19 protein-coding genes and 2 tRNA genes are annotated in these 26636 nt (G+C 56.2%); 15 read left to right on the top strand and 6 right to left on the bottom strand.

The genetic code is table 11. From position 1 onward, the window contains the following. Window positions 1–114: 114 nt before the first annotated feature. From B5E84_RS02110 to B5E84_RS02095, 4 genes are all read left to right on the top strand, one after another. Entirely contained in the window at window positions 115–1428 is a 1314-nt protein-coding gene (locus B5E84_RS02110; protein ID WP_242963223.1) for a cation:dicarboxylate symporter family transporter, read from the top strand. Continuing rightward, the gene (locus B5E84_RS02105) at window positions 1425–2765 is read left to right on the top strand and encodes a CoA-disulfide reductase (protein WP_087218513.1); all 1341 of its coding nucleotides are present in this window, start codon (window positions 1425–1427) and stop codon (window positions 2763–2765) included. The genes B5E84_RS02110 and B5E84_RS02105 overlap by 4 nt, the downstream gene beginning before the upstream one ends. Window positions 2766–2888: 123 nt before the next feature. Beyond that, on the top strand, window positions 2889–4475 hold the full coding sequence (locus B5E84_RS02100) for an AbgT family transporter (protein WP_087218510.1): 1587 nt from the start codon (window positions 2889–2891) through the stop codon (window positions 4473–4475). 87 nt (window positions 4476–4562) lie between these two features. Further along, window positions 4563–5639, top strand: coding sequence for a M24 family metallopeptidase (locus B5E84_RS02095; protein ID WP_087218507.1), 1077 nt, complete (start codon window positions 4563–4565; stop codon window positions 5637–5639). A 173-nt stretch (window positions 5640–5812) separates the two neighbouring features. On the opposite strand, the gene B5E84_RS02090 is transcribed toward B5E84_RS02095, so the two are convergent. From B5E84_RS02090 to B5E84_RS02080, 3 genes are read right to left on the bottom strand one after another with little or no spacing between them, the layout of a single operon-like run. Further along, the gene (locus B5E84_RS02090) at window positions 5813–7720 is read right to left on the bottom strand and encodes a carbohydrate-binding domain-containing protein (protein WP_162612788.1); all 1908 of its coding nucleotides are present in this window, start codon (window positions 7718–7720) and stop codon (window positions 5813–5815) included. Between the two features lie 41 nt (window positions 7721–7761). Next, window positions 7762–8403: a DUF4956 domain-containing protein gene (locus tag B5E84_RS02085; protein ID WP_087218733.1), complete on the bottom strand. Its 642-nt coding sequence runs from the start codon at window positions 8401–8403 to the stop codon at window positions 7762–7764. Between the two features lie 28 nt (window positions 8404–8431). Continuing rightward, entirely contained in the window at window positions 8432–9199 is a 768-nt protein-coding gene (locus tag B5E84_RS02080) for a polyphosphate polymerase domain-containing protein (protein WP_087218501.1), read from the bottom strand. 267 nt (window positions 9200–9466) lie between these two features. Between B5E84_RS02080 and pcrA the strand changes: the two genes are divergently transcribed. From pcrA to B5E84_RS02060, 4 genes are all read left to right on the top strand, one after another. Continuing rightward, on the top strand, window positions 9467–11746 hold the full coding sequence (gene pcrA / locus B5E84_RS02075) for a DNA helicase PcrA (RefSeq protein WP_087218498.1): 2280 nt from the start codon (window positions 9467–9469) through the stop codon (window positions 11744–11746). A gap of 289 nt (window positions 11747–12035) precedes the next feature. Beyond that, on the top strand, window positions 12036–12335 hold the full coding sequence (locus B5E84_RS02070; protein ID WP_087218729.1) for a DUF4366 domain-containing protein: 300 nt from the start codon (window positions 12036–12038) through the stop codon (window positions 12333–12335). A 256-nt stretch (window positions 12336–12591) separates the two neighbouring features. Further along, window positions 12592–13971: a 23S rRNA (uracil(1939)-C(5))-methyltransferase RlmD gene (rlmD, locus tag B5E84_RS02065; protein WP_087218726.1), complete on the top strand. Its 1380-nt coding sequence runs from the start codon at window positions 12592–12594 to the stop codon at window positions 13969–13971. Between the two features lie 722 nt (window positions 13972–14693). After that, window positions 14694–15449, top strand: coding sequence for a hypothetical protein (locus tag B5E84_RS02060; RefSeq protein ID WP_087218495.1), 756 nt, complete (start codon window positions 14694–14696; stop codon window positions 15447–15449). A 174-nt stretch (window positions 15450–15623) separates the two neighbouring features. On the opposite strand, the gene B5E84_RS02055 is transcribed toward B5E84_RS02060, so the two are convergent. Then, window positions 15624–15707: transfer RNA gene (locus tag B5E84_RS02055), tRNA-Leu, on the bottom strand. A 6-nt stretch (window positions 15708–15713) separates the two neighbouring features. Further along, a tRNA-Leu gene (locus B5E84_RS02050) sits at window positions 15714–15797 on the bottom strand. Window positions 15798–15975: 178 nt separating this feature from the next. On the opposite strand from B5E84_RS02050, the gene B5E84_RS02045 reads away from it, so the two are divergent. The 3 genes from B5E84_RS02045 to B5E84_RS02035 are packed head-to-tail and all read left to right on the top strand — an operon-like array spanning window position 15976 to window position 20027. Beyond that, entirely contained in the window at window positions 15976–17700 is a 1725-nt protein-coding gene (locus B5E84_RS02045; RefSeq protein WP_442911383.1) for an ABC transporter ATP-binding protein, read from the top strand. Beyond that, on the top strand, window positions 17700–19559 hold the full coding sequence (locus tag B5E84_RS02040) for an ABC transporter ATP-binding protein (protein ID WP_087218490.1): 1860 nt from the start codon (window positions 17700–17702) through the stop codon (window positions 19557–19559). The genes B5E84_RS02045 and B5E84_RS02040 overlap by 1 nt, the downstream gene beginning before the upstream one ends. Window positions 19560–19580: 21 nt before the next feature. Continuing rightward, the gene (locus B5E84_RS02035; RefSeq protein ID WP_087218487.1) at window positions 19581–20027 is read left to right on the top strand and encodes a MarR family winged helix-turn-helix transcriptional regulator; all 447 of its coding nucleotides are present in this window, start codon (window positions 19581–19583) and stop codon (window positions 20025–20027) included. Window positions 20028–20188: 161 nt separating this feature from the next. Here the strand turns inward: B5E84_RS02035 and B5E84_RS02030 are convergent, their stop codons facing one another. Then, window positions 20189–20893 (bottom strand): peptidoglycan recognition protein family protein, encoded by a 705-nt coding sequence (locus tag B5E84_RS02030; RefSeq protein WP_087218484.1) that lies wholly within the window; start codon window positions 20891–20893, stop codon window positions 20189–20191. A gap of 263 nt (window positions 20894–21156) precedes the next feature. Here B5E84_RS02030 and B5E84_RS02025 point away from each other — a divergent pair, with 263 nt between their 5' ends. The 4 genes from B5E84_RS02025 (at window position 21157) to tpiA (ending at window position 26413) form a co-directional block, all read left to right on the top strand. After that, the gene (locus B5E84_RS02025; RefSeq protein ID WP_087218481.1) at window positions 21157–22824 is read left to right on the top strand and encodes a Na/Pi cotransporter family protein; all 1668 of its coding nucleotides are present in this window, start codon (window positions 21157–21159) and stop codon (window positions 22822–22824) included. A gap of 306 nt (window positions 22825–23130) precedes the next feature. Next, a complete protein-coding gene (gene gap / locus B5E84_RS02020) occupies window positions 23131–24162 on the top strand; it encodes a type I glyceraldehyde-3-phosphate dehydrogenase (RefSeq protein WP_087218478.1) in 1032 nt (343 codons plus the stop codon). A 213-nt stretch (window positions 24163–24375) separates the two neighbouring features. Further along, window positions 24376–25590 (top strand): phosphoglycerate kinase, encoded by a 1215-nt coding sequence (locus tag B5E84_RS02015; protein ID WP_087218475.1) that lies wholly within the window; start codon window positions 24376–24378, stop codon window positions 25588–25590. Window positions 25591–25660: 70 nt separating this feature from the next. Then, entirely contained in the window at window positions 25661–26413 is a 753-nt protein-coding gene (gene tpiA, locus B5E84_RS02010) for a triose-phosphate isomerase (protein WP_087218472.1), read from the top strand. Window positions 26414–26636: the final 223 nt, after the last annotated feature.

Genomic DNA, 26636 nt, shown 5'->3' with positions numbered 1-26636 from the left:
AATGATTGTAAAATTTAATGGAAAGGAACCGGGAATGGAAGGTCAATTCGTGGGAATTGTACAAAAACGGTTCTGGATCAATGGTTGATGCTGAAAGATTGGAGGAATGGAATCGTGTTTCAGCAGTTTTTATCGGTGAACAGCCTTGTTTCGGCAGGGGCTGTGATCCTGTTTCTGGTCATGCTTTACGGCATGAACCATCTGCCGAAGAAAAAACTGAGCTTTGCCTCCAGGGTGCTGGTGGGCAGCGGCTGCGGTACGGTGTTCGGGCTGGCGGTATACGCCGCGGGCCGGGCGGGACTTGCCGTGGGCGGCGCCTCCGACTGGTTTTCCATGGCACAGTCCGTGTATTTGGGGCTGTTTCGGGTGCTCATCGGGCCGGTGGTATTCATTTCCACGGTGCGTATGGTACTCCACACCCCGGCGTACAAGGTGACGCCCCGTGAGGTAAAGGTGAAAAAGCAGGTCAACACCCTGATGCTGGCCATCTCCTGTGGAATCGGGCTGTTTTTTGGCATATGGTTCCACGTGGGCGGGCAGACGGGCTGTTTTGGAGCAGTGCGGGCAGGAGGGGAAAGCCTGCCGGCGCTCATCGCAGCTCTTGCCCCGGTGAATCTGGCGGCGGATCTGCTCCTTGGAAAGACGGTGGCAGTGTTTGTGGCCGGTGCCCTGACGGGAATCGCGGCCAGGCGGATGTCCGGAAAGTACATGGACACCGTGAAACCGTTTTTTGACCTGACGGAGGCGGCGTTTTCCATCATGGGAAGCGTGTGCAAGACGGTGATCGCCTGGAAACCCTCCGGGGCGGCGGCCATTATGACCGCTCTGGCGGCTGCGTCCGGCCCTTGGGCAGTGTGGCAGGTAGTGAAATTCCTGCTGGTGCTGACCCTGGCGGCGGCGGCAATGCTGGTGATCCAGCTGATATTGGCCGCCGTGTTTGGGGTAGGTCCGGCAGCCTTTTTCCGGGCTGGCAAGGAGGCCATGGTGAAGGCGTTAAAGACCAGATCCGGCGGCGCCTGCCTGCCGGAGGCGAAGAAAGCCCTCTCCGAGGGCCTGGGCTTAAACGCCGAGGTGACGGACGAGGTGGCCGCCTATGCCATTTCCTCCGGAATGCAGGGCTGCGCGGCGCTGTTTCCGGCTATGGCCCTGGTATTTACGGTGCACATGGCGGGGGCGGAGTTTACGCCTGCGCTCATCGCGGCGGCGGTGATCGTGGTGGTACTCTCCTCCTACGGAATCACCGGAGCGCCTGGTACGGCTACCATGGCGGAGTTTGCGGCGGTAATGGGAACGGGAATGGAAGGTGCCGTAAGCGGCCTTGGCCCCATGATCGCCATTGACCCCATCGGAGACGTGCCCAGAACGCTCATCAATGTAACCGGTTGTATCACAAATGCGATCATTGTAGAAAGAAGGGTGAGAACGTGAAGGTAGTGATCATTGGCGGGGTGGCGGCCGGAATGTCGGCGGCCTCCAAGCTGAAACGAAACCTGAAGGATCAGGTGGAGATCATGGTCTACGAGAAGGGCGGCGAGGTGTCCTATGGAGCCTGCGGCATTCCCTTCTACATTTCCGACCACATCAAGCAGGGCAGAGACTTAATCGCCAGAACGGCGGAGGAGTTCTCCCAGAGCGGCATCCCCATCAAGACGTACCACGAGGTGCTCAAGGTGGACACGGACAAGAAGACGGTGCTGGTGAAAAATTTAAAGACCGGCGAGGAGTTTACGGACAGCTATGACAAGCTGGTGATCGGCAGCGGCGCGGCGGTGCGCCATTTCCCGCCCTTTGACCAGGCCTATGAGAACCTGTTCGAGATCCGCGACGTGGCCGACGGCACCAGGGTGAAAACGGCGCTGTTTGACGAGAACAACCGCCATGTGGTCATCGTGGGAGCCGGCTTTATCGGCCTGGAGGTCTCCGAGGCCTGCCGCCGCTACGGAAAAGAAGTGACTGTGGTGGAGCTGGCGGACCACATCCTCTCCTCCTTTGACCAGGAAGTGAGCGAGGCCCTGGAAGGGGAGATGGAGAAAAACGGCGTGACCGTAAAGACGGGCTGCCGGGTCACGGAGTTAAAGGGTGAAAACGGCCGTGTGACCGCCGTAATCCTGCAAAACGGCGATGAGACGGAGGAGCTCCCGGTGGACATCCTCATCAACAGCGCCGGCATCGCTCCCGCCACCTCCTTCATCGACACGGTGGAGAAGGCGAGAAACGGCGCCATCCTGGTAAATGAGCGGATGGAGACCAACGTGGCGGACGTGTACGCCGCCGGTGACTGCAGCATCATGCGCTCAGGCATCACGGGTGAGTACACCTACGCCCCCTTAGGCACCAATGCCAACAAGCAGGGCCGCATCATCGGCGACCTTCTGGGCGGCGTGGAGCCGAAACCCTTTAAGCTCATCGGCAGCTCAGCCCTGCGCCTGTTCGGCATGGACGCGGCGAAGGTGGGGCTTTCCGAGAAGGAGGCGAAGGCCCACGGCCTGGACTACAAGGCCCACACCATCACCGGAAACAGCTACGCTTCCTACTACGGCACGGAAAAGCTGAACATCAAGCTGATCTATGACAAAGCCACCAGAAAGGTGCTGGGAGCGGAGACCTGGGGCCAGGGAATCGTGGTTCCCAGAGCCAACTACTACGCCATCGCCATCTACGCCGGGCTGACGGTGGACGAGATGGGATTTATGGATCTGTGCTACTCCCCGCCCTTCTCCGGGGTCTGGGACGCCGCGCTGATCGCGTCCAATACGGCGAAATAACGGATGCCGGAGGTTCGTCCGCCCGCCTGTAAAAGAAGGGGCGGGGACCGGGGCATCCCAGGGCCGGACGGCCGTCTGGCCTGGAAACTATTATCTTGGGAAGATAAGAATAGGAGAAAAAGTATGGAAAAGAGCAAGAACACAAAGAAAAAATCCTGGGTGCTCCGGTGCCTGGATAAGATCGAGGTAGTGGGAAACCGCCTGCCTCACCCGCTGACCATCTTCTTTTACCTGGCAGTGATCGTAGTGCTGGTTTCCGGCCTGGGTTCCCTCATGGGCTGGAGCGCATCCGGTGAGATGTACAATTCTTCCAGCGGCATGGTGGAGGAGACCACCGTTTCCATCGTAAGCCTGTTCAGCGTCACAGGCCTGCGGTATATGCTGACCTCCGCGGTGAGCAACTTTACCGGCTACGCTCCCTTAGGCTTTACCATCGTGATCATGCTGGGAATCGGCGTGGCGGAGAGCTCCGGCTGGTTAAACGGCCTGATCCGCAAGGTGGTAAAAATCACCCCTGCCATGCTGGTAACCCCCATGGTAGTGTTCATCGGCGTTATGACCAACATCGCCGAGAACGCCGGTTACGTGGTATTTATCCCCCTGGCAGCCATGATCTTTAAGGCTTACGGCAAGCACCCCTTAGCCGGTATCGCAGCCGGTTTCGCAGGCGTGTCCGGCGGTTTTTCCGCAAACCTGATCATCGGTTCCACAGACGCCATTTTATCCGGTTTCTCCGATGCCGCCGCAAAGACCCTGGATCCGGCTTACACCGTAAGCCCGCTGTCCAACTGGTTCTTCATGATCGTATCCACCTTCTGGATCACCATCATCGGAACCATCATCACGGAGAAAGTGGTCATCCCGCGCCTTGGCCCGTACAAGGAGAACGGAGACGGCAGCCTGGTGGAGCCCACCGGTGAGATGACCGCGAAAGAGGAAAAGGCCTTAAAGATCGCGAACTGGGTATTCGTAGTCATCGCTGCAGCGTACGTGATCAGCTGCATTCCGCAGAACTCCTTTATGAGAAACCCGGAGACCGGCAGCCTGATCAACAACTCCACCCTGTTAAACGCGATTATCCCGCTGTTTACCTTGCTGTTCTTCGTTCCGTCCCTGGTATACGGCAAGGTCTGCGGAACCTTTAAGAACGACAAGGATGTGGTGGCGTCCTTCAGCAAGGCCATCGCCTCCATCTCCGGATTTATCGCCATGGCATTTATGGCAGCGCAGTTTACCAACTACTTCAGCTACACCAACATCGGCAGAATCCTGTCCTTCAAGGGCGCGGAGCTGCTGCAGAAGGTGAACATCCATCCCATCGGACTGATCCTCTGCTTTGTACTGCTGACCGGTTTCATCAACCTGTTTATGGCATCCGCGTCCGCGAAGTACGCCATCTTCGCGCCGGTGTTCGTTCCCATGTTCATGAAGATGGGACTGTCCCCAGAGCTGACCCAGGTGGCATACCGTATCGGCGACAGCACCATGAACCTGATCGCTCCGGTACTGGCCTGGATCCCCTACATCCTGACCATTATGAAGAAGTACGACAAGGACAGCGGCTGGGGTACGCTGGTGTCCTCCATGGTTCCCTATTCCTTCGCGTTCCTCATCGGCTGGTCCATCCTGCTGGCCCTGTGGATGGCGTTAAACATGATGGGCATCAACCTGCCTCTGGGACCTGGCGCGCCGGTATTCTACGGAATGTAATCAAAAACCATCACACCCATTTCAGAAAATGGCTGAACAAGGCCGGCGGAAATCCTTCGCCGGCCATATCAACAGGAGGAACGTATTATGTTTGAGGAGAGAATCAAACGGGTTCTGGGAAAAATGAAGGAGCGCGGCCTGGAGCAGATGCTCGTCAGCGATCCGAACTCCATTTTCTATCTCACGGGCAAGTGGATCCTGCCCAACGAGCGGCTGCTGGCTCTGTATCTGAGCGCAGACGGCGGCCATAAGCTGTTTGTAAACAAGCTGTTTAAGGTGGACGGAGACATCGGCATGGAGAAGGTGTGGTTTTCCGACACCGACCCGGGCTGCGAGATCATCGCGTCCTACACCGACCATGAAAAACCCCTGGGCATCGACAAAAAGATGGCCGCCAGATTCCTGCTGGAGCTGATGGATCTGGGAGCCGGAAAGGGCTATAAGAACGCCTCCGAGTGCGTGGACGCCGCCCGCCGGGTAAAAGACGAGGCGGAGAAGGAGAAAATGATCTACGCCTCCCAGTTAAACGACCAGGCCATGGCGGAGTTCCGGGGCCTGATTAAGGAGGGCGTGACGGAGCTGGAGGTAGCTGCCGGCATGAACGCCATCTACAAGCGCCTGGGCACCCAGGGACCGTCCTTCGGCCCCCTGGTAAGCTTTGGGGCCAACGCGGCGGAGGGTCACCACAAGCCGGACGGCACGGTGTTAAAGCCGGGAGACTGCGTGCTCTTTGACGTGGGCTGCAAGGTGAACGACTACTGTTCTGATATGACCAGAACCTTCTTCTACCAGAGCGTTAGCGAGAAACAGAGAGAGGTGTACGAGGTGGTAAAGAAGGCCAACTTAAGCGCCCAGGCAGTGATGAAACCGGGAATGCGGTTCTGCGACATCGACAAGGTGGCCAGGGACATTATCACGGAGGCTGGTTACGGCCCCTATTTCACCCACCGTCTGGGGCACTGCATCGGCATTGAGGTGCACGACGCCGGCGACGTGTCCGCCATCAACCAGGACGTGGTGGAGGAGGGCATGATCTTCTCCTGCGAGCCCGGCATTTACCTGCCCGGGGAGTTCGGCGTGCGGATTGAGGATCTGATGTTGATCACCAAGGACGGGGCGGTGAGCCTGAACAAGGATTCCAAGGAGCTGGAGATCATTTCCTAATCTTTCGGAATATTTGCAATATTTGGAATAAAACATAAAAACGGAATAAAATGTAAAAAAGGAGGTTTTCCGTGGAACGGTGATGGCCGCGGGGAACCTCCTTTTTTGACGGTTTTGTTTTATGATTCACGTTTTGGGTTTATTTTGGGTCAGTGCTTTATGGCTGTTTTTGTTCAGGACGGGGAAAGGGGTTCAGCGTCGGAGGTTTCGGCGAAGGTTTCGGCGGGGCTTTCCCCATTTTCGGGCTGTCCGCCTCCCTGACCTCGGCCGCCCCGGCCGCCGGGAGCGCCGGGAGTTCCGGCTCCGTCAGGGGGAGTTTGGCTGTTTTCTGGTTGCTCGCCGTCAGGAGGCATCTGGCCGTGTTCCGGCCGTTTTCCGCCTGCGGGGCTTTCCCCGTTTTCCGGTTGCTCGCCGCCTGCGGGGATTTCTCCGTTTTCCGGACGCTCACCGCCTGCGGGGATGTCCCCGTTTTCCGGCCATTCGCCGTCTGCTGGCCGTTCCCCATTTCCGGGCCTCCGGCCGCCGCCCATTCCGCCGCCCATGCCTCCGCGGCCGCCTGCGCCGGTCTGGGCGATGGTTTCCTGGGCCTGGACGTCCGCCGTGGTCTCCCCGGCAGTGAGCTGATAGGTATCGCCGTTAGTCAGGTCCGGGGAGCTGAACAGAAAGACGGAGTATTCTCCGGCGGGTGTCCAGGAGAAAAGCGTTTCCCCGTCCGCCCCGGCCACGGTGATCAGGCTGCCGGCCGCCTGGGGGGAGTCAAAGTACTGCACCAGGGCGGGCTGGTTCCCCTCCCCGGAGGGGTACTGAAACATTCCCGCGGTTCCGGCTCCCGCGAAGGTGCCGCCGGTGATGGAGCCGGTGCCGTTGTAGTCCAGGATGCCGTCCCCTCTGCCGTTTGACTCCACATAGAGGGTGCCGCCCTCCAGATAAAAGTCGCCGTTGGAGTCCACGCCGTCCCCACCGGCCTGGATGGCCACCGTGCCGCTTGAGATGCGGATGATAGCCCCTTCTTCCGCGGCGAAGGGATCGCCGCCAAACCGGCCGCCGGTTCCCGAGGCGTCCGTGCCACCGGCGGCGTTGATGCCGTCGTCGGTGGAGACGATGGAGATGTCAGCGTCCCCGGAGATGTTCACGCTCAGCCCCTCGATGCCCTCGTAGCTCTCAGTGATGCCGATGGTGCCGCCGGTGATGGTCACCTGGCCGTCCCCGTGGATGCCGTCGTCTCCCGTGGCCAGGGTGAAACTGCCGCCGGTTACGGTCACATCCCCGTTGCTGTGGACGGCGTCGTCCTCCGACTGGATGGAGAAGGTGCCGTCCTCAATCAGGAGGGAAGTGACGGCCTTGATGCCCTTCTCCGCGGCCGAGATCTGGAGACTACCGCCGGAGACGGAGACGGTTCCCTTTCCTTCGTCGGAGTCATTGTCCGCCTGGATGCCGTCGCCTCCGGCCTGGATGGAGAGGTCTCCGTCTTGGATCACCACGGAGTCCTTGCCCTTGATGCCGTCGTTGGCGGCCTCAACGCGGTAGGTTCCGGAGAGGATGGAGAGATCCCCTTTGGCCCGGATGCCCTCCTGATAGGAGCCGTTTACCTCCAAAGTGCCGGCGCCCTCCAGGATGAGGCTGTTTTCACAGAAGATGGGGGCGTCCGGATCGTCGGAGGGATTTGCCTCGTCATAAACGCGACTGTCGCCCACGTAGTTTTCCGTGCTCTCCTCCAGCTGGATGGTGAGGGTTTCGCAGCTATCGGCGTAGATGGCGGCGCGGTCGGAGCTGGAGATGGAAAAGCCGTCCAGAATCAGCCGTACCTCCGACTGATCCCCGGCCTGGATCAGCAGCTGGCCGTCGTCGATGGTTCCCGTAAGGCGGTAGTTTCCGCCCTGGGAAATGGTGATCACCGTCCCGTTGGCAGCGGCCCCGTTTCCGGTGACGTTTACCTGGGATCCGCTGGCGTCGATGACGGTTTCCGTCCCGGCACCGGTGGTCTCGGATGTGGATGCAGTTGTCTGCGCCCCCTGGCAGCCAGCCAGAAAGAGGGCGGCGGCCAGTCCGGGGGCCGCTCCCGCAAAGATTCGTCTGTTCATCATAATCTCCTTTTTGGATCAATAGCTTGTGTCCCGTAAAGTTACAATTCTTCCCGGTTGTCAGGGATTTTCCCGCATACGACGGTCAGGTTTCCGTTCCGGCAGCGGATCTGGTCCAGCATGGCTTTTTCCTCGGTTTCGTTTTTCAGATCAATCCGGTAGCACAGCTCATAGAGGCTGCCCATGTTTACGGTGCGCACCCGCTGTAAGCTGGCCTGGGAGGTGTACTGTTTAAAAATGTCGTCAAAAATGCCGCTGTAGTCCAGATTTTCCGGGATCGTCACTTTCAGCTCCCGCCGCTCCGGCCGTTTTCCGGCCTCGGACAGGAGGGTGAATGTGAGGGTCACCGCCCCGGTGAGAAGCACGGTGAGGGCGGCCATGCCCAGGTAGCCCATACCGGCGGCGATGCCGGAGGCCATGGCTAAGAATACGCTGCATATTTCCCTGGAGGTGCCGGGAAGGGAGCGGAACCGGACGAGGCTGAAGGCTCCCATCACGGCCACTCCCGTGCCCAGGTTGCCGTTTACCACGGTGATCACCGACTGGACGATGGCCGGGAGAAGGATCAGGGTGAGGATAAAGTTTTTGGAATAAGTGTTTTTGTAGGTGTGCAGGGCCGCCAGCAGGGCGCCCAGGGCCAGGGAAGTCCCCGTACAGAGGAAATACTGCGGCAGGGTCATCATGGCGGTCCCTGCTCCGTTTAAAATACTGTCAAGCACAGGCTTGTCTCCTTTCATTCATCTGCCCGTCCGTTTCCTGGCAGGCCTGGCCCGCCGGAAACAGCTCGCGGCATAAGTAGTTTTTATAGTAAGTCCCGTATTTGGAATAGGAAACGGGACGGATCCCCAGCTCAGAAAAGATCCGGCTCATCCAGACCGGCATGGCTCCGGGAATTTTCACTTCCATGAGCACCTGGTCTGGCTCCAGCAGGAAGGTGTCCGCAGGCGACCGGTTCAGGGACAGGTCCCGGTGGCGGCAGCGGATGTTCCGGTCGAAGGTGACCCGCAGTTCTGGATCCTCTTTCCCGGATAGGGCGGTGCGGTCATAGGAAACGAACACCCTGGGCATCAGGCCGTACCGGGAGACGGCGTAGGTGAGCTCCGCCCCGATCTGGGCCTGCTCCGGCGCCAGAACACTGGCGTCCTGCCGGCCCAGCAGCCGTTTGGCGGAGTGGAGGGGCAGGGCGATCCGCCGTTTGTACACCACTCCGGCGTATTTTTTCTTCAGCTCCGCGTAGACGGTGTCGTTTTCCCCTGCCGGCCCGTAGGAGCGCAGGCGCAGCTTTTCCTTGTAGGCAGTCTTTTCAATGGATCTGCGGATCAGCTCACAGTCCGCGGTATCGTAATAAATGCTGGAGATGGAGTACCGGCCGAACCGGTCCTCGTCCATCCTGGACGCCAGTTTCCGGCACAGGGCCCGGCAGACGTCCTCCCGAAGCAGATATTTTTTCTCGAATCGCTCAAAAATCTGGGATTCCATAGGGTTCTCCTTTCTGCGGTATCTGTATGGTTCAGCTCCCTTACAATCGGTAAGGAATTTTCCATTTTACCGCCGGAACTTTGTCCGATGGCCGTTATCTTACCAGCCTTTTCTGAAGGGAGGCTGAAAAACAGGCGGGAAAAGTGTGAACTTTTGATGATTTTCCCCTTTTCCTTTCTTTCGTTGATCCGCGGTTGCAAAGCCCCGGAAAATCCAGTATGATAGATAGGTATCTTACGGAAACAAAGGAAAGCAGGTTATACCCATATGAGTATTTATGAATCGTTAAATCCCATGCAGAGGGAGGCTGTCCTCTGCACGGAAGGGCCGCTTTTGGTGCTGGCGGGGGCCGGATCCGGCAAGACCCGCGTGCTGACCCACCGGGTGGCCTATCTGATAGAAGAAAAGAAGGTGGCCCCCTGGAACATCATGGCCATCACCTTTACCAACAAGGCCGCCGGAGAGATGCGGGACCGTGTGGACCGCCTGGTGACCCAGGGGGCGGAGGCGGTGTGGGTGAGCACCTTTCACTCCTCCTGCGTGCGGATTCTCCGCCGCCATATTTCGTACCTGGGCTTCGACACGGATTTCACCATCTACGATACAGACGATCAGAAAACCCTGATGAAACAGGTGTTTAAGACCCTGAAGGTGGATCCGAAACAGTACAAGGAGCGGGCGGTGCTGGGGCACATTTCCTCCGCCAAGGACCGGCTTATCACTCCCGACCAGTTTGAAAAGGAGGCCGCCGGGGACTACCGCCTGGAGCAGGAGGCCAAAATGTACCGGGAGTACCAGAGCCAGCTGCGGAAAAACAACGCCCTGGATTTTGATGACCTGATTGTAAAGACCGTGGAGCTTTTTGAACATTTCCCGGAGGTGCTCAACTACTACCAGGAGCGGTTCCGCTACATTATGGTGGACGAGTACCAGGATACGAACTACGCCCAGTTCCGGCTGGTGAGCCTGTTGGCCGGGAAGTACAAAAACCTCTGCGTGGTGGGAGACGACGACCAGTCCATTTACAAGTTCCGCGGGGCGGACATCCGCAACATCCTGGAGTTTGAGGACGCCTTTCCGGGGGCGAGGGTGGTGAAACTGGAGCAGAATTACCGTTCCACCAGTCACATCCTGGACGCGGCCAACGACGTGATCCGCAACAACCTGGGGCGGAAGGAGAAAAAGCTCTGGACGGAGAACCCGGAGGGGGAGAAGATCCGTTTCCGGATGTATGACCAGGCTTACGAGGAGGCGGACGCGGTGGTGAAGGAGATCCGGGACTGCGGGAGCAGCTACCGGGACTGTGCCGTCCTCTACCGCACCAACGCTCAGTCCCGTCTGTTCGAGGAAAAATGCCTTCTCTACAACATTCCCTACCGTCTGGTGGGCGGGGTGAATTTCTACCAGAGAAAAGAGATCAAGGACATTTTGGCATACTTAAAAACCATTGCCAACGGCCGGGACGACCTGGCGGTGATGCGTATTATCAACGTGCCGAAACGTGGCATCGGGGCGGCGTCCGTTTCCAAGGTGGAAATCTTCGCCTCCGCCAACGACTACTCCATGTACGACGCCTTAGCCCGTGCCAAGGCCGTCCCCACCATCGGAAAGACGGCGGACAAGATCCTGAAATTCATCGAGCTGATCGAGGATTTCCGGGAGAAACTGAAAAACGGGGAATATGGCTTGAAGGGCCTGATCGAGGACGTGCTGGAGCGCAGCGGCTACCGGGCGGAGCTGGAGGCCGACGGCGAGGTGGAGGCCCAGACCCGCTTGGAAAACATCGAGGAGCTGGTAAACAAGGCGGTGAGCTATGAAAACGGCAGCGACGAGCCCAGTCTGGGAGAGTTCCTGGAGGAGGTGGCCCTGGTGGCGGACGTGGACAGGATGGAGGACTCCGATGACCGGGTGACCCTGATGACCCTTCACAGCGCCAAAGGGCTGGAATTTGACAACGTGTGGCTCTGCGGCATGGAGGAAGGGCTGTTTCCCAGCATGATGTCCATCAGCTCCGGCAATCCGGACGACGTGGAGGAGGAGAGGCGCCTCTGCTACGTGGGAATCACCAGGGCCAGAAAGCGGCTGAGCCTCACTGCCGCCAAACAGCGGATGATCAAGGGGGAGACCAGGTGGAGCCGGGTGAGCCGTTTCATCGACGAGATCCCAGAGGAGCAGCTGGACACCGTCAAAAAGGAAAGGAAAATCGTCCTGGCTGGCCGCGAGATCAATCTGGACGATCCGGATCTTCCCTGGAACCGCCCATCCCGCCCCGCCGGCGTCAGCTCCTTTGGAAAAGGGGAGAATGTGTACGCCTCCAGGACGGCGGCCTTTTCCGGGGCTGCGCCTGGTTTCGGCAAGGCGTTTACGGTGGCGAAGGCGGAGAAACTGGACTACGGCGAAGGCGACCGGGTGCGCCACATTAAGTTCGGGGACGGCACGGTGAAGGAGATCAAGGACGGCGGCAAGGACTACGAGGTGACAGTGGAGTTTGACACCGCCGGGCAGAAACGGATGTTCGCGTCCTTCGCGAAACTGAAGAAGATCTGAGGCGGATACGGCGGGGGCTGAATTTTCGGTTTTGCGTATATTTGCTCATATTTATGAAAAATTTAAGTAAAATAAGATAGTAAACGGCCTGGAAATATGGTATAATAACAAAAACGAAACGGATTAAGGCTGTACAATCCGCATAGGACGAGAAACCCATCCTATCAGGGCGGCAGTTGAGACGGCAGCAAAGGGATCTGGCGGAGCGCAGGCGCGGTCAGGGCCGGGAGAGGGTTTCAGAAAGGAAGTGGAGCAGGTGGGGAAGTTTGACTTGTTCGGTAAGGACGCGATGAACAAATTTGACACGATGGGAAAGGATGCGATGAGCAGGGTGGAGGATATTATGAATGCGACCAGATTAAATGAGTTCCTGCACAGAAAAGAGGAGGAGGAGAAGAAAAAAACCTGTATTCTCTGGGTGCTGGCGATTATTGGAGCCGTAGCGGCGGTGGCTGCCATCGCTTACGGTGTGTACCGTTTCTTTACTCCCGACTATCTGGAGGATTTCGAGGACGATTTTGACGACGACTTCGACGACGATTTCTTCGACGATGAGGACGAGAAAGAGGAGGAGGTCAAGGAGGATTAAGATTCTTCCAGGCCGGTTGAGAAGGTTGAAAAGGGGTGCTGCTAGGGAATAGGCTGCGGCGCCTCTTTTTTTGACGGCGATTGATGGGGCCGGTGAAGGGCAGCGGGGCGCAGAGCTTTTGCGGAAGGCTGGGGGACGGATACACCGGGCAGGAAATAAGGGCCGAAAATAAGAGTGGAAAAGCAAAAATAGAAAAATAAGAATAGATAAAGTAAGAACAGAAGACAGACGGATGTTCGGGAAAGGATGGACAATTTTGAAAAAGGGAGACAGGGTAAGCGGAGTCATTGAAAAAATGGAATTCCCCAACAAGGGAATGATGACGATAGAGGGAGAAAAGGTGGTGGTGAAAAACGCGCTGCCTGGACAGACAGTGCTGGCGGCCGTTTCCAAGAAACGGAAAGGAAAATGCGAGGGGCGTCTGCTGGAGGTGCTGGAGCCGTCGCCTCTGGAGACGGCGGCGGATCCCTGCCCCCATTTCGGGCGCTGCGGCGGCTGTCTGTATCAGACCATGCCTTATGAGGAGCAGCTAAAGATCAAGGAAGGCCAGGTGCGGGCCCTGTTGGACGGGGTGTGCAGCCAGTACTGGTTTGAGGGGATCAAGGCCAGCCCCATTTCCGAGGGCTACCGGAACAAGATGGAATTTTCCTTCGGCGACGAGGAAAAGGACGGTCCCCTCTGCCTGGGAATGCACAAGCGGGGGAGCTTTTACGATGTGGTGAATGTGGACGAGTGCCGGATTGTCCACGAGGATTTCCGGAAAATTCTCACGGCCACCAGGACGTATTTTGCCGGTGCGGGCGTTCCCTTTTACAAGAAACTGCGCCATGAGGGCTATCTCCGCCATCTGCTGGTGCGCCGCGCCGTAAAGACCGGGGAGATCCTGGCGGCGTTGGTGACCACCACTCAGACGGAAAACCTTCCGCAGGGGGAGGCGGCCCTTTTGGAAGGGTGGAAAGACCTGCTTTTAAGCCTTTCTCTGGAAGGGCGGTTTGCCGGACTGCTCCACGTGAAAAACGACAGCCTGGCGGATGTGGTGCAGGACGACGGCACGGAGGTGCTGTTTGGCCAGGATTATTTTTACGAGGAGCTTTTGGGGCTGCGGTTCCGGATTTCCCCCTTCTCCTTCTTCCAGACCAACTCCCTGGGGGCGGAGGTGCTCTACGACACCGTCCGCAGCTATGTGGGGGATACCAGCGGGAAAGTGGTATTTGACCTCTACAGCGGCACCGGCACCATCGCCCAGATCCTAGCCCCGGTGGCGGAAAAGGTGGTGGGAGTGGAGATCGTGGAGGAGGCTGTTCTGGCCGCCCGCGAAAACGCCGCCCAGAACGGCCTGGACAACTGCGAATTCATCGCCGGGGACGTGTTAAAGGTGGTAGGCGGCCTGACGGACAAGCCAGACCTCATCATCTTAGACCCCCCGCGGGACGGCGTCCACCCCAAAGCCCTGAACCAGATCATTGATTTTGGGGTAAAACGGATGGTCTACGTCTCCTGCAAACCCACCAGCCTTCAGCGGGACCTGGTGACGCTGCAGGAACGGGGGTATGAGGTGGAACGGGTGTGCTGCGTGGATATGTTTCCGGGGACGGGGAATGTGGAGACGGTGTGCCTGCTTGCCCGAAAGAATTAAAAGGTTTTAACTGTAAAAATTATGATGATAGACATCGAAAAAGTAGGAGGTGTACACTCCCTTCAGGCTTATTAATTGCAGTATAACTACTGATATGTTATAATCCCCATGTTACCGCCCCGATACTGGCAACAGGAAGGGGGTGTACATATGGAGATCATCTTATCCTTTATCGTCGCTGTCGCGGCTGGTGTAGCCTGCCACTACATCATCAAATGGCTGGATGGCGACAAATAACCGGTAACCAGCCTGTAGATGTCTGACTACTTAAAACAGGAAAAAGCCCAGGAGCTCGCACCTCCTGGGCTTTTGCTGTGTATCATATGGATACATCTTATCCTTTTGCCTACCGGCATTATACCATATGCAGAAACTGTTTACAAGACACCCGGAAAATTTTCCACCTCACCATCCCCCTCCAAACGCCCAAATAAATTCCCCCGCAGAGCTATAGAATTGCCATACCAGCTATAGTATAATAAATACGAAACTCACCCCGCGATACAAAACGTTACTTCAAAACATAGATGTTGTACCAATACATTCCTCTTACCCCTGCAGTTCCCGGTTCAAAAACAATGATGATTTATCAAAATACATATAAAATGATCAAAAACCATTCACTCCATATCCTGCTGGCTGCCCTCTGAATCCTCACCGGGTGTCGCCTCCACTCCGGGACGGTTTCCGCCGTCTTAAGCGAGACCAGTCTTCTGACCGCGTTGGAAAGCGCCGCCTCCCGCACTATAGAAACTTATCTGTACGCAGATCTGGACCGCGACGGGGCGGGAGAGCTAATCGGGGCCTGCCGCGATGATCTGGGGCGGTATCAGATCTGGTATTGCAGCAGTGACGGAACGGTCTGTTCGTTGGCCCATCAGGACGAGGAGGCCATGGACGGCTGCGCGTTCCGCCTGCTGGAGATGGAAACGGAAATCCACGTGGTGGCAAACACCTATCGGCTGGAAGGAACAAGCAAAAACTACTCCATTTTCTCCTTAACCAATCACGAAATCGCCTGTCTGGTTTCCGGCAGCGGTAGCGTTTCCGCGGCGGATAACGGGGAGATCCTTCTCCGGGTAGAGGCTTACGACGGAATATACGATCCGGAAGTTGACGGGATGATTCAGCACACCTGGAAAGATACATACCTGTTTTTTGACGGAAAGGAGTACAAAGAATACGGGGCGGCGCAGGTATCGGAGGAAACATTTCTTTCCTATCAGAACGCCCGGGAGATCAGGGCAGAGATTGAGACGAAACTGCGGCAGCCGGATACCGCCTCATTGGAGTTTACGTATTTCAGAAGAAACAATGGGATTTTTCACATCCAGTGCGACGTCCACAAAGATTCCGGGGAGATCCGGTATGGCTATTACACCGTTCGATACCAGGACGGAACCTTAAGCACACCGCTGGGGGAGTACCGTTCCGGCCAGATGGCGCCCCATTTTTCCGGGCTGGAAGTGGTGGATTAATATTCGAAAGGGGATACGTTCCGAAAAACTTCTTTGCCGCTGGGGACTGGATTATAATCCGGATTTCAGTCACCTGGCGGCAGCCTGCCTCAGAAACAGGATATTTCACAAAAAAATCGCCGCGCCCGACAACCTTTCAGTCATCCGGCGCGGCGATTCTTCCGCTTACGGTAATGCGGGAGATGGGACTTGAACCCACACGAGCATACACCCACAAGATCCTTAGTCTTGCCTGTCTGCCAATTCCAGCACTCCCGCACTTCATGCAGAAGAAGAGACTTGAACTCTCACGGTATTGCTACCACACGGACCTGAACCGTGCGCGTCTGCCAATTCCGCCACTTCTGCAAACCGCTAAATTGATTTAATTGATTCATCAATTTGCTCAATTATAATACTATAGATTTTTAAAATAATCAAGTACTTTTTGAAAAAAATTTAAAAATATTTTCCAGCTCCATTCTTGACAACTGCAACAGTTGAGAATACAATAATTGCATATACAACTATGGAGGTGCGACTGATGCTGCTACGGATCTTTTCCTATATGGGAAAATACAAAAAGTTCGCGTTCCTGGCGATCATCTGCGTGACAGCGGAATGCGTATTTGAGCTGCTGGTGCCCCTGCTCATGGCCGACCTGGTGGATGTGGGCGTGGCGTCGGGAAATCAGGCCTATATTTACACCAAGGGGATGCAGATGGTAGTCTGTGCCGTGATTGCGCTGATTCTGGGGATCGGCAGCGCCCGTTTTTCCGCCCTGGCGGGGCAGGGCCTTGGAGCCGGATTAAGGGAGGCGCAGTATGAAAAGCTGCAGCACTATTCCTTTGCCAATATTGATCATTTCCGGGTGTCCTCCCTGGTGACCAGGCTTACCAGCGACGTGACGAACATTCAAAATTCCGTTTCCACCGGGATGCGTCCCTTCTGCCGAGGCCCGGTGATGCTGTTCACGGCCACGGGGGTTGCCTTTTCCCTGAATTCAGAGCTGGCTATGATCTTTCTGGTGGCTCTGCCCGCCCTGGCGATAATGCTGTTTCTGATTATCAGCCACGTGCGGCCCCTCTACAGCAAAATGCAGGCAGCCATCGACACCGTAAACCGGATTGTCCAGGAAAACCTCACCGCCATTCGGGTAGTCAAGGCTTACGTACGGGGAGACTATGAGGTGGAAAAGTTTGCGGAGGGAAATGCGGGCCTTCGCAGGCAGTCGGAGACGGCCTTCCGGCTGGCCGCCTTAAATATGCCGGCCATGCAGCTGGTGATGTACAGCACCATTCTGGGGATCCTGTGGTTTGGCGGCGGGCTGATCCGGGACGGAAAGATGCAGGTGGGAGAGCTGACCGGCTTTTTAAGCTACGTGCTGCAAATTTTAAATTCCCTGATGATGATTTCCAATGTATTTATGATGATGACCCGTTCCCTGGCTTCCGGAGCCAGGATCCTGGAGGTCATTGACGAAAAAGTGGACATCACCGACGAGGACGCCAGGGAGATCGAGGTGGAGCGCGGTTCCGTAGATTTCGATCACGTATGGTTTAAATATAAGGAAGACGCTAAGGAGTACGTCCTTTCCGATGTGAGTTTCCACATCAATGCGGGGGAGACCGTAGGGATCATCGGCCAGACCGGCGCGGCCAAATCCACCCTGATCCAGCTCATTCCCCGTCTGTACGACGTGAGCCGGGGAGAGGTACGGATTGACGGCGTACCGGTGCGGCAGTACCCCATGGCCCATCTGCGGGACGCCATCGCCGTGGTGCTTCAGAAAAACACCCTGTTTTCCGGCAGTCTCCTGGATAATTTAAAATGGGGAAAGGAAGATGCCACCATGGAGGAGGTGGAGGAGGCGTGCAGGATTGCCTGTGTGGATGAATTCATCGACCGCCTGGCGGACGGCTACCATACAGAGATGGGGCAGGGCGGAGTAAACGTATCCGGCGGTCAGAAACAGAGACTCTGCATTGCCAGAGCCATCCTGAAAACCCCCAAAGTGCTGATTCTGGATGATTCCACCAGCGCCGTGGACACGGCCACAGAGGGGAAAATCCGCCATGCCCTGCGGGAAAAACTGCCGGATATGACAAAGATCATCATTGCCCAGCGCATTTCCTCTGTCCGCCACGCGGACCGGATCATTCTGCTGGACGACGGCAGGGTGAGCGACACCGGCACCCATGAGGAGCTGCTGGCGCGGAGCCGGATCTATCAGGAAATTTATGAATCTCAGAAGGAAGGAGCGGATCTGTAATGGCTGGCCCAAGATATGTCGGGTACAAGCGCCCGAAAAATACGAAAAAGACGCTGTTTCACCTGCTCCGGTATCTGGGGCGGCACAAATGGATGTTCGGCCTGGTGGCGGTCCTGGTGCTCACCAGCACCAGCGCCAATATTATGGGAACCTACCTGTTAAAGCCCCTGATCAACCGCTACATCGTGCCAGGAGATATGGAAGGCCTGCTGAAGGCTCTCATTGCCATGGGGGCCATGTACCTCTGCGGCGCTCTGTCCACCTTCGGCTACAATCAGCTCATGGTCAGGACTTCCCAGCGGGTGATCCAGGAGATCCGCCAGGATCTGTTTGAGCACGTGCAGAAACTGCCCTTAAGCTATTTTGACGCCCACACCCACGGGGAGCTTATGAGCCGCTTTACCAACGACGTGGATACGGTGCAGGAGGCTATGAACAGCAGCTTTGCCATGATTATCCAGAGCTTTATGATGCTGTTTGGAACCATTACCATGATGATGGTGCTCAGCGTCCGGCTTTCACTGATTGTGGTGGTATTTCTTCTGCTTATGTTTGTCTTTATCAAGGTAAACGGCAGCCACAGCCGCAAATATTTCATCCGCCAGCAAAGGGAAATCGGCCGCCTCAACGGGTTTGTGGAGGAGATGATGGCGGGACAGAAGGTGGAAAAGGTATTCAACCACGAGAGCAGAGACTATGAGACCTTCTGCGGCATTTCCCAGGATCTGCGGAAGGAGGGGACCAGCGCCCTTTCCTTTTCCGGCATGATGGTTCCTTCCATCGTCAGCCTTTCCTATTTAAATTATGCGGTGTCTGCCTGCGTGGGCGGCCTGTTTACCATTTCCGGCTTGCTGGACATCGGCAGCCTGTCCGCTTATCTGGTCTACGTCCGGCAGAGCGCCATGCCTTTAAATCAGTTTACCCAGCAGGTAAACTTTCTGCTGGCGGCTCTTTCCGGCGCGGAGCGTATTTTCGAGATGATGGACGAGAAACCGGAGTTGGACGAGGGGCAGGTGACCCTTTGCCATGCCGTGGAGGAAAACGGCATGTGGAAGGAGAGCGGGACGCAGGCCGGCGCTTTCGCCTGGAAGGTGCCGTCAGAGTCTGGCGTTTCCCTGGTTCCCCTGCGGGGAGACGTGCGTTTCCATGACGTAGTATTCGGCTACGTGCCGGAAAAACGGGTGTTAAACGGCATTTCCCTCTACGCGAAACCAGGTCAGAAGATTGCCTTCGTGGGCTCCACGGGAGCGGGAAAGACCACCATCGTGAACCTGATCAACCGGTTTTATGAGATCCAGTCCGGGACGATCACCTATGACGGGATTGACATTCGGGACATTAAAAAGGACGATCTGCGCCGTTCCCTGTCCATGGTGATCCAGGACACCCACCTGTTTACCGGCACCATCGCCGACAATATCCGCTACGGCCGTCTGGATGCCACAGATGAGGAGGTGCGGGAGGCGGCAAAGATCGCCAACGCGGATTCCTTTATCCGCCGCCTGCCGGAGGGGTATGACACCATGCTCTACGGAGATGGGAGCAACTTATCCCAGGGCCAGAGACAGCTCCTGGCCATCGCCCGCGCCGCCGTATCCCGGCCTCCGGTGCTGATCCTGGATGAGGCCACCAGCTCCATCGACACCAGGACGGAGCGGCTCATTGAGAAGGGCATGGATGCCATTATGGAAAACAGGACGGTGTTTGTGATCGCCCACCGCCTGTCCACCGTGCGCAACGCCAAGGCCATTATGGTGCTGGAAAAGGGAGAGGTCATCGAGCGGGGCAGTCATGACGAGCTGCTGGAGCAGAAGGGCCGGTATTACCAGCTGTACACCGGACAGTTTGAGCTGGAATGATGAGGAGAACGGAGTGATAATATGAAAGGATCCGAGATCAGAACCATGCTGTGGCAGCAGGAGATTGCCAGAAAAAAATATATACGCCCATATCTTGTGAAAATGGGCCTGACGGTGGGCCAGGGCCAGCCCAGGATTTTGAAAAATCTGTTGGTTTACGGGCCCCAGACCCAGAGGGAGCTGGCGGACCGCTGCCTTTTAGACGTGACGACCATGTCCCGCACCTTAGACCGGATGGAGGCGGCGGGCCTTCTGGAACGGGAGGACAATCCTGCCTGCCGCCGCTCCTATCTGATCCGCCTGACTCCCGCCGGGGAGGAGAAGGCGAAACAGGTGCAGGAGGTGTTCCGCCAGTGCGACGAGATCATGCTCCGTGGTCTTTCCGAGCAGGAGCAGGAGACCTTATGCGCGTTTTTGCAGACTGTCGCCCAGAATCTGGAGGAGGCCGGCAAGGAAGAATCGAAATAGCCGTCCCGGCACGTTAAAAGGGGCGTCTGTCAAAGGCGGCACCTGTCAAAAGGGATCTCCGCCGAAAGCGGCGCCCGTGAAAAGCAAAACCCATAAAAACGGCACGCCTCCGTTCCGCAAAAACGAAGGCGCGCCGTGTCTCAACCCGGTTCTGCCGGTATTCAATCCTGTTGTTTCCGATAATCTTTTACATCCTCTTTAAACTGATTCCATTTACTCTCATGTTCCACGAAATACAGCGGGCAGAGCTTTCCCGTCACGTCGTAGTGGCGGATGATGGAGCCTTCTTTGAGTTTCAGCTCGTTTTCCAGCCAGGCGCAAAGCCGTATCAGAGACTGATAGGTGGCGTCTGTGAACTTCCCGTCGGCCTCCGGATGGCAGCATTCGATGCTCACAGTGTCGAAATTGCGGTCGTTGGAGGCGTAGGAGATTTCCGAGAGTGGAATGCACTGGATGATCTCCCCGTCCAGCCCGATGATGAAATGGCTGCTCACAGAGGTGGCAGATTCCCCGTTCTGCTGTGCCAGGCTGTTAAAGTAGTTGCGGTTCTGCTGGGCTGTGGTGCCGGGGTTGGCGGTGTAGTGGACGACGATGTCGTTGATCCGCTCCAGGGGCGTGCCTGGGCGGGAATAGGGATTTTCGTCCAGGAGCTGCACGTCGATCCAGTCCGGCGTCACCACTGCCGCCGGGTCCACCGGTTCCCGAAAGAAGATAAAGCGCACGACAGAGACGATCCCCCATACCAGCAGCACCAGAACGAGAGCCATAATGGAAATCAGGATGGCCCTCCTCCGTTTCAAACGGCGCAGCCTGGCCCGTTTGCGGGCTCTCTGGCGCCGGATCAGTTCCTGTTCCGTTGGGGTCATCGCGGTTCACCTCCCTGAAAAAGTAGAAAATAGGTTCCATATTATAACGGATATTATAACGGAAAATAGGGGTAAAGGCAATCCGCCAGCCTGTATTTTGACCGATTTTGTCAAAAAGTGAAGAACCGCCCGCGCAAAAAACATTGAAATGAAAAGGACGGATGTGGTATGATAAAAATAGTGCGTTGAATTACGGCCGTTTGTCGTGCATCATAGGTTCTACCGGCTGTACCCGTACAATCCGATAAGCGAAGGAGAAAACTATGTCTATCAACGATATTTCCAACCTATTTACATTCGCCGGTGGTTTGGGAATGTTCCTCTACGGCATGAACATCATGGCGGACGGTATGCAGAAAACGGCCGGAGGAAAAATGAAACAGTTCCTGGGAATGCTTACCAACAACCGGGTTATGGGCGTGGCGTTGGGCGCATTGATCACCGCCATCATCCAGAGCAGCGGCGCCACCACGGTTATGGTGGTAGGTTTCGTAAGTGCCGGGGTGCTGACCCTGTCTCAGGCTGTAGGCGTGATCATGGGCGCCAATATCGGAACCACCATCACCGCGTGGATCGTGTCCATGAGCCAGCTGGGAGAGGCGTTTGAGGTGATGAAACCGGAGTTTTATGCCCCCCTCATCATCGGCATCGGCGCCCTTCTCATGGTGTTTACCAAAAGCCAGAAGAAAAAGCAGGTGGGAGAGATCTGCGTGGGCCTGGGCCTGCTGTTTGTGGGCTTAAGCTTTATGTCATCTTCCATTTCCCCTTACACCGATGCCCCGATTTTCGCCAAAGCCTTTGCTGTCCTGGGCAGCAATCCCATCCTGGGAATGCTCATCGGCCTTTTAGTGACGGCTCTGCTGCAAAGCTCCTCAGCCTCTGTGGGAATTTTGCAGACGCTGGCGTTAAACGGCATCGTGACCACCAACGCGGCCATTTACATCACTCTGGGACAGAACATCGGTTCCTGCGTGACTGCCCTGATTTCCAGTATCGGCGGTTCCCGCACGGCCAAACGGGCGGCCTGCATCCATCTGAGCTTTAACATCATCGGCTCCCTGCTGTTTGGAATCGTAGGAATGGTGATCTTTATCATCTCCCCGGCCATCGCCCACAGCAATATTAACGCGGTGCAGATTTCCATGTTCCACACAGTGTTCAACCTGACCAATACGGTTTTGCTGTTCCCCTTCGCGGAGCAGCTGGTGAAACTGTCCGGCCTGATGGTAAAGGAGAAGGCAGAGGACAGAGGCCAGGAGGACGAGGAAACCCTTACGCTCCGCCATCTGGACAAGCGTATTTTCGAGTCTCCCGCGTTTGCCCTGGAGACGGCGGCTTCTGAGGTCATCCATATGGGCGAGCTGACCCTCAGCAACCTGGAGCGCACCATGGACGCCCTGGAGAAACGGGACGACCGGGAGATTGAACAGGTGTATGAAGTGGAAAAAACCATCGACCGGATGGAGAAAATGCTTACAGACTATCTGATCAAGGTGGATAACCTTTCCTTAAATGAGCACCAGAAACTGATCGTGGCCAATCTGTTCTACAGCGTCAGTGACATCGAGCGGGTGGGCGACCACTGCGAGAACATGGCGGAGTTAGCTCAGTCCATGGTCAAGGACGGGACATCCTTTACGGACACGGCTCTGGAAGACTTAAAGGCCATGAGCGGCGTGGTGGTGGAGTCCTTCCGCAGCGCCATTGAGGCCAGACGGAGCGGGAATATGGACGCGGTGCGCCGTGTCAGCCAGCTGGAGGACGAGGCGGACAGCCTGGAGGAGGAGCTGAGAGAGAAACATATCGAGCGGCTTTCCTCCGGCAAGTGCAGCACGTCCGTGGGTATTATTTTCCTGGATCTGCTCACCAATCTGGAGAGGGTGTCGGATCACGCCTACAACCTGGCAGGATACGTCAAGGACGAGCTGTAAAGGGACGGAGCCATGGCTTTTGATATAGTAGGAAACCGCGTTTCCCACGACGCAAAAGCCTTTAGTAAAAGGCGCGTTTCGCGGGGAGGAAAATGGCTGCTAGCGCAGCCGCGCTCCGGCGCCGGTGTGCGCGGTTGCGTGCATTTTTTACAGAAATTGTGAGAAAAATTTAACGGAATTTGTCAGCACAATTTGTCCATAGAAATTTCAAAAAACACTTTACATTTTGTTTTAAATTGGGTACAATGATTGGTGACTGATGATTATTTAACAATCATATTATTTATTCTTAGGAGGAATACAATTATGGCAGTAAGAGTAGCGATCAATGGTTTCGGACGTATTGGACGTCTTGCATTCAGACAGATGTTTGATGCAGAGGGCTACGAGGTTGTAGCGATCAACGATTTAACGGATCCGAAGATGTTGGCGAACCTGTTAAAGTATGATACTGCACAGGGCGGATACTGCGGACACATCGGCGAGGGCAAGCACACCGTTGAGGCCGGCGAAGGTTCCATCATCGTTGACGGAAAGGAGATCACCATCTACAAGGAGCCGAAGGCTGAGAACCTTCCGTGGGGCGAGCTGAACGTAGATGTTGTTCTGGAGTGTACTGGATTCTACTGCTCTAAAGATAAATCCATGGCTCACATTCAGGCAGGCGCTAAGAAGGTTGTTATTTCCGCTCCGGCTGGAAACGACTTAAAGACCATCGTTTACTCCGTAAACGAGGACACCCTGACCAAGGATGATCAGATCATCTCCGCAGCTTCCTGCACCACCAACTGCTTAGCTCCCATGGCAAAGGCATTAAATGACTACGCTCCGATCCAGTCCGGTATCATGAGCACCATCCACGCTTACACCGGCGACCAGATGATCCTTGACGGACCGCACAGAAAGGGCGATTTAAGGAGAGCAAGAGCTGGCGCTGCCAACATCGTTCCCAACTCCACCGGCGCTGCAAAGGCAATCGGCCTGGTTATCCCGGAGTTAAACGGCAAGCTCATCGGCTCCGCACAGCGTGTTCCGGTTCCGACCGGCTCCACCACCATCCTGACCGCTGTGGTTAAGGGTGCAGACGTAACCAAAGAGGGTATCAACGCAGCTATGAAGGCAGCCGCATCCGAGTCCTTCGGCTACAACGAGGATCAGATCGTTTCCTCCGACGTAATCGGCATGAGATATGGCTCCCTGTTCGATGCTACCCAGACCATGGTTTCCAAGATCAGCGACGACGAGTATCAGGTACAGGTTGTTTCCTGGTATGACAACGAGAACTCCTACACCAGCCAGATGGTTAGAACGATCAAATACTTCGCTGAGTTAGCATAATCGAAGACAGAGCATTGTAATTGACCTTAAAAGGGGTCCGGTCTTTCAGGACCGGGCCCTTTATTTCCTGTCAGGGGCCTTCGGTTTCCGTGACAGGTTTTTGGCGGGATGCGCGTTTTTCCAAGAGGAAACTGGCCGCCGGCGCGGCTCAGCTCCGGCGGGGCGGGCATCCACAGAGAACAGCAGGGCGAAAGCCGTGAAAGGAGAATAACCATGTTAAACAAAAAGACAGTTGACGATCTGAAAGATTTACAGGGCAAGAAGGTCCTGGTTCGCTGCGACTTCAACGTACCGTTAAAGGAGGGCGTGATCCAGAACTACAACCGGATCGACGGCGCCATCCCCACCATCAAAAAGCTCTTAGACCAGGGCGCGAAGGTGATCCTGTGCTCCCATCTTGGAAAGCCGAAGGGCGAGCCCCTTCCTGAGATGTCCTTAGCTCCCGTAGCTCCGGCTCTGAGCGAGAGACTGGGCGTAACTGTAAAGTTCGCTGACGATCCCAAGGTAACCGGCCCGGATACCCAGAAGATGGCTGCGGAGCTGGCTGACGGCGAGGTTCTGCTCCTTCAGAACACCCGTTACAGAATCGAGGAGACCAAGTACGGCAAGGACGAGAAGGCGGAGGATTACGCGAAGGAGCTGGCAGCTCTCTGCGACAACGGCATTTTCGTAAACGACGCCTTCGGAACGGCTCATCGTTCTCACTGCTCCAACGTAGGCGTTTCCAAGTACGCCGCAGAGACGGTGGTAGGCTACTTAATGGAGAAGGAGATCAAGTTCTTAGGACAGGCTGTGGAGAACCCGGTTCGCCCGTTCGTAGCCATCCTTGGCGGAGCGAAGGTTTCCGACAAAATCAATGTAATCAACAACCTGTTAGACAAGGTTGACACCCTGATCATCGGCGGCGGCATGGCTTACACCTTCTTAAAGGCTCAGGGTCAGGAGATCGGAAACTCCCTGTGCGAGGAGGACAAGTTAGACTACGCCTTAGAGATGGTGAAGAAGGCCCAGGAGAAGGGCGTAAACCTGCTCCTTCCCGTTGACCACGTAGAGGGCAAAGAGTTCTCCAATGACACGGAGAAGAAGGTTGTGGACGTGTTAGAGGCCGGCTGGTCTGGCTTTGACATCGGACCGAAGACCATCGAGAACTACAAGAAGGCTCTTGAGGGCGCCAAGACCGTTGTATGGAACGGACCGATGGGCGTGTTTGAGTTTGCCAACTTCGCGGAGGGTACTCTGGAGATCTGCCGCGCCGTTGCGGCCCTTGAGGACGCAACCACGGTAATCGGCGGCGGAGATTCCGTAAACGCTGTGAAACGTCTCGGTTTCGCGGACAAGATGACCCACATCTCCACCGGCGGCGGCGCTTCCCTGGAGTTCTTAGAGGGTAAGGAGCTTCCGGGCGTGGCCTGCGCGGACAATCGCTAATCGGTATTTACTTGGGGCGGCTGCGGAGAGCGGCCGCTCAGATGAAAAATAGAAAATGAGGTAACGAATCATGGCAAGAAGAAAGATTATTGCGGGCAACTGGAAAATGAACATGACTCCCAGCGAGGCGGTTGCCCTGGTTGAGACCTTAAAGCCCCTGGTACAGAATGAGGATGTGGACGTGGTATTCGGCGTGCCGGCCATTGACATCGTGCCGGTAGTGGAGGCCTGCAAGGGCACCAACATCGCGGTGGCAGCGGAGAATATGTACTTTGAGGAGAGCGGCGCCTACACCGGCGAGATCGCTCCGAAGATGCTGGTAGACGCCGGCGTAAAGTACGTGATCCTGGGCCACTCCGAGAGACGTGACTACTTTAAGGAGACGGACGCGGACATCAATAAGAAGGTGTTAAAGGCCATTGAGCACGGCATCACCCCCATTATGTGCTGCGGCGAGTCCTTAGAGCAGAGAGAGCAGGGCATCACCATGGACTTCATCCGCCAGCAGGTGAAGATCGGCCTTCAGAACGTGACGGCAGATCAGGCGAAGAACCTGGTGATCGCTTACGAGCCCATCTGGGCTATCGGAACGGGCAAGACGGCTACCTCCCAGCAGGCAGAGGAAGTCTGCAAGGGCATCCGTCAGTGCATCGCTGAGATTTACGATGACGCTACGGCAGCGGAGATCCGCATCCAGTACGGCGGTTCTGTAAACGCGGGCAACGCGGCAGAGCTGTTCGCCATGGAGGACATCGACGGCGGCCTGGTAGGCGGCGCGTCCTTAAAGCCGGATTTCGGCAAGATCGTTTGCTACAATAAGTAATTGATACCAGGGTCAAAGGGTCGGAAATCCGATGCAAGCTTGCTTGCAAGAGGATTTTTGACCGTGGGACCCGCCAAAACATGAATAAGCAGCCATTTTTCGTAGAAAAATGAGCGGATTATGAATGTTTTGAGGATTGCGGGAGCACGTAGTGCGGAGCAATCCGGTATCAAAGGGGTCAAAATACCTTTTGACCCCAACATCGGTAATTAAGTGGGATCGG

It is taken from the genome of Lachnoclostridium sp. An14 (assembly GCF_002160755.1).
In the GTDB taxonomy this organism is placed as follows: Bacteria; Bacillota; Clostridia; order Lachnospirales; family Lachnospiraceae; genus Lachnoclostridium_A.
Note: the sequence above shows the minus strand (reverse complement) of the source record. Positions and strands in the feature narration are given on the sequence as shown.